Source organism: Amycolatopsis keratiniphila subsp. keratiniphila (assembly GCF_001620365.2).
Lineage (GTDB): Bacteria > Actinomycetota > Actinomycetes > Mycobacteriales > Pseudonocardiaceae > Amycolatopsis > Amycolatopsis keratiniphila.
In genome coordinates this window covers 31,774-35,584 of the sequence record NZ_LQMT02000025.1, presented here as the reverse complement: position 1 = coordinate 35,584, position 3,811 = coordinate 31,774, and the positions used below count along the sequence as shown (strand labels likewise).

Here is a 3,811-nt window from a genome sequence, read left to right as displayed (position 1 = left end):
GGCTAAACGCGATCCGGCGCCAGCGGAGCGGCCGCGCCACCCGATCGCATTTAGCCCGCTAAACGCGCTCCGGGCCGCTGGTCGTAGGCTGGGTAACCGTGCTGGTACTGGCCATCGACACCTCGACCCCGGCGGTCACCGCGGGCCTCGTCGCCCTGGACGGCGACGCCCTCGAGTCGCGCGGCGACCGCGTCACGGTCGACCCGCGCGCCCACGGCGAGCTGATCACGCCGCACGCCCTCGAAGCCGTCAAGGCCGCGGGCGTCACGCTTCGCGACCTCGACGCCATCGTCTGCGGCGTCGGCCCCGGCCCCTTCACCGGCCTTCGCGCCGGCATGGCCACCGCCGCGTCGCTCGCCCACGCCCTCGGCATCCCCGCGTACCCGGTGTGCAGTCTCGACGCCATCGCCGCCGACGTCGCCCCCGGCGAAGCGCCCTTCCTCGTCCTCACCGACGCGAGGCGCCGCGAGGTCTACTGGGCCGCGTACGCCGCCGACGGCGCCCGCACCGACGGCCCGAACGTCGAGCGGCCCGGAGACCTCAAGACCACCATCAAGGTCGCGGCGGGTGACGGCGCCCTCCTCTACGCGGACGCCCTCGGTGTCCAGCCGATCGAGCCACGCTTCCCATCACCCATCGGACTGGTGAAGGCCGCCCGCAAGGACTTCGGCGAAGAGCCCGCCCCGCTCACCCCGCTCTACCTCCGCCGCCCCGACGCCGTCGAACCGGCCGCGCGCAAGAAGGTGACCACCTCGTGAGGCTGGAACCCTTACGCCGCAAGGACATCCCGCGCTGTGTCGAGATAGAGAAGATCCTCTTCCCCGGCGATTCGCCTTGGACCGCCTACGCCTTCCATGCGGAACTCGACGGCGGCGGCTACTACCTGGTCGCCCGTCCGGATGAGACCGACGAGGTCATCGGTTACGCCGGTCTCGCCGTCGTCGGCCGCCGCGGCGACTACGAGGCGAGCATCCACACGATCGGCGTCGACCCCGGTCACCAGCGCAAAGGCATCGGCACCGTCCTGCTGAAAGCGCTCCTCGACCGCGCGGACGAGCTCGCCGCGCCCGTCTTCCTCGAAGTCCGCACCGACAACGACGCGGCGATCACTCTCTACGAGCGGCACGGTTTCGAACGCGTCGGCCTCCGGAAGCGCTACTACCAGCCTTCCGGCGCCGACGCCTACACGATGGCCCGCCCGCGGGCCCAGGTCCGAGACGAGGTGGCGGGCTGATGCCGCGCATCATCATGGGCATCGAGAGTTCGTGCGACGAGACCGGTGTCGGCCTCGTCCGCCTGCACGACGACGACACGGTCGAGCTGCTCGCCGACGAGGTCGCCTCCAGTGTCGACCAGCACGCCCGCTTCGGCGGTGTCGTGCCCGAGGTCGCCAGCCGCGCGCACCTGGAGGCGATGGTCCCGACGGTCGAACGAGCCTTCGACAAGGCCGGGCTGAAACTGTCCGATGTGGACGCCATCGCGGTCACCGCCGGACCCGGTCTCGCCGGTGCGCTGCTCGTCGGCGTCGCCGCCGCCAAGGCTTACGCCGCCGCGCTCGGCATCCCGCTCTACGGCGTCAACCACCTCGCCGGGCACATCGCCGTCGACACGCTCCAGCACGGCCCGTTGCCCGAGCGTTGCCTCGCCCTGCTCGTCTCGGGTGGGCACACGCAATTGCTGCTGGTGGACGACATCGCGTCCGAGATCACCGAGCTCGGGTCCACTGTGGACGACGCCGCGGGCGAGGCCTACGACAAGGTCGCTCGCGTCCTCGGCCTGCCGTACCCGGGCGGCCCGCCCATCGACAAGGCCGCCAAGAACGGCGACGGCGCGGCCATCGCGTTCCCCCGGGGGATGACCGGTCCGCGCGACGCCAAGTTCGACTTTTCCTTCTCCGGCTTGAAAACCGCCGTCGCCCGCTGGGTCGAGAGCGCGGAGCGCCGCGGCGAGGACATCCCTGTCGACGACGTCGCCGCGTCGTTCCAGGAGGCCGTCGCCGACGTGCTCACCATGAAGGCGATCCGTGCGGCCAAGGAACACGGCGTGGACACGCTGGTGATCTCCGGTGGCGTGGCGGCGAATTCACGACTGTCCGAACTCGCCGCCGAACGCTGCGCCGAAGCCGGGATCACCCTGCGTGTCCCGCGGCCGCGCCTGTGCACGGACAACGGCGCGATGATCGCCGCGCTCGGCGCGCACGTGGTCGCCGCCAGACGGCCACAGGCCTCGCTCGACTTCTCCGCCAATCCGGCCCTGCCGGTGCAGATCGTCTCGATCTAGCGGGATTCGGCGGCGGTCCGCGGTGCCGGGGCGAGGTTGAGCAGTTCCTCCAGCGCCGCCACCGACAAGGCGGCGGCATTGCCGTTTCCGTAAGGGTTTCCGGCGTGTGTCGGATGCAGATCGCCACGCAGGATCTTCGCCGCGGTGTCGGCGATGAGACCGGTGTCCGTCCCGACCAGCCAGGCGCAGCCTGCTTCGATCGCTTCACGTCGTTCGGTGACATCGCGGAGCACCAAGACGGGCGTGCCGAAGGTCGGTGCTTCCTCTTGGATGCCACCGGAATCGGTCAGGACGAGTTCGGCGAGCCGCAGCGCACGGACGAGATCGGGATACTCGAGCGGTTCGGTGATCGTCACCCGCGGCGTCCCGCCGAGCGCGGCCGTCACCTGGTCCCGCACGGCCGGATTGGGATGCACCGGGAACAGCACCTGGACGTCGCTGTGTTCCGCGACGATCAGTTCGATGGCCGCGAGCGTGCGGCTCAGCGGCTCGCCCCAGGATTCGCGCCGGTGTGACGTCACGAGGACGAGCCGCTCACCCGCCTCGGCGATTTCCATCTCCAGCAGGGCGAGCGCGGTGTCCCGCGCGGGGAGATCACGTTCGGCGATCGCGATCACCGCATCGACGACGGTGTTGCCCGTGACGGCGATCCGTTGGCGCGGAACACCTTCCGTGCGCAGCGCGGCCGCGGCGCCGGGCGTCGGCGCGAGGTGCAGGGCGGCGATACGCGAGATCATCTGCCGCGTCCCCTCTTCGGGGAACGGCGCGGCGAGGTCGTGGGTGCGCAGTCCCGCCTCCAGGTGCACGACCGGGATGCCCTGCCAGAACGCGGCGAGCGCACCGGCGAGTCCCGTCGTCGTGTCGCCCTGGACGACGACCGCGGCCGGTGCGACCCGGCGCAGCACCTCGTCGAGCGCGGGAAGCAGGCCGGAGACCAGCTCCGCCTGGGTGCCCGTGGCCCTTGGCGGAGTGTCGAGCCAGGCGTCGACAGGCAGACCGAACGGGATCAGCGCCTGTTCGACCATGCCCGGATGTTGTCCACTGTGGACGACGAAGGGCCGCAGGTGCGGGTGGTCCGCCAGTGCCAGCGCCAGCGGCGCGAGCTTGACCGCCTCCGGGCGCGTCCCGGCCAGCAACATCACATCCACGCGTTCGCGCTCCTCATCCACGATTTCCAGTGTCCCGCACAACGCGGGTGACGGCCGCCGGCGTGCGAGGGGCCCACGCCGGCGGCCGTTCCGTCCAGGGGAGCGTCAGCTCCCCATCTCGCCGAGCCGTTTCGTGCGGCGGTAGCCCGCGATGACCGCGATGGTTCCGAGAACCAGCAGGATCACGCCGACGGCCAGCCACCAGCCGACATCGGCCCCGGTGGCGGCGAGGGCGCCCACCCCGCCACCGGCGACGCCGACTCCGGCGCCAGGCAACTTGTACATTTCGACCTCACTTCACCCTGGTCAGGCGGTGGTCGCCGGACGCCGGTTGCGGACCACGCGGATGCCGACCGGGATGGCGACGGCACCGAGCAGGCCGA

General features: G+C 71.3%; 5 protein-coding genes. 3 read left to right on the top strand and 2 right to left on the bottom strand.

Annotated elements, in window-relative coordinates; translation table 11 throughout:
• Positions 1–98 precede the first annotated feature (98 nt).
• The 3 genes from tsaB to tsaD are packed head-to-tail and all read left to right on the top strand — an operon-like array spanning position 99 to position 2,280.
• On the top strand, positions 99–758 hold the full coding sequence (gene tsaB / locus AVR91_RS26310) for a tRNA (adenosine(37)-N6)-threonylcarbamoyltransferase complex dimerization subunit type 1 TsaB (RefSeq protein ID WP_063275142.1): 660 nt from the start codon (positions 99–101) through the stop codon (positions 756–758).
• Complete coding sequence (gene rimI, locus AVR91_RS26305; protein ID WP_063275143.1) at positions 755–1,234, top strand: ribosomal protein S18-alanine N-acetyltransferase; 480 nt, start codon at positions 755–757, stop codon at positions 1,232–1,234. Before tsaB ends, rimI begins: the two co-directional genes overlap by 4 nt.
• Complete coding sequence (tsaD, locus tag AVR91_RS26300; RefSeq protein WP_063275144.1) at positions 1,234–2,280, top strand: tRNA (adenosine(37)-N6)-threonylcarbamoyltransferase complex transferase subunit TsaD; 1,047 nt, start codon at positions 1,234–1,236, stop codon at positions 2,278–2,280. The genes rimI and tsaD overlap by 1 nt, the downstream gene beginning before the upstream one ends.
• Here tsaD and wecB read toward each other — a convergent pair.
• Both wecB and AVR91_RS26290 read right to left on the bottom strand, forming a co-directional pair.
• Positions 2,277–3,428: a non-hydrolyzing UDP-N-acetylglucosamine 2-epimerase gene (gene wecB / locus AVR91_RS26295; RefSeq protein WP_063275165.1), complete on the bottom strand. Its 1,152-nt coding sequence runs from the start codon at positions 3,426–3,428 to the stop codon at positions 2,277–2,279. The two genes, tsaD and wecB, sit on opposite strands and share 4 nt — an antisense overlap.
• A gap of 105 nt (positions 3,429–3,533) precedes the next feature.
• The gene (locus tag AVR91_RS26290; RefSeq protein ID WP_007031099.1) at positions 3,534–3,713 is read right to left on the bottom strand and encodes an LPXTG cell wall anchor domain-containing protein; all 180 of its coding nucleotides are present in this window, start codon (positions 3,711–3,713) and stop codon (positions 3,534–3,536) included.
• Positions 3,714–3,811: the final 98 nt, after the last annotated feature.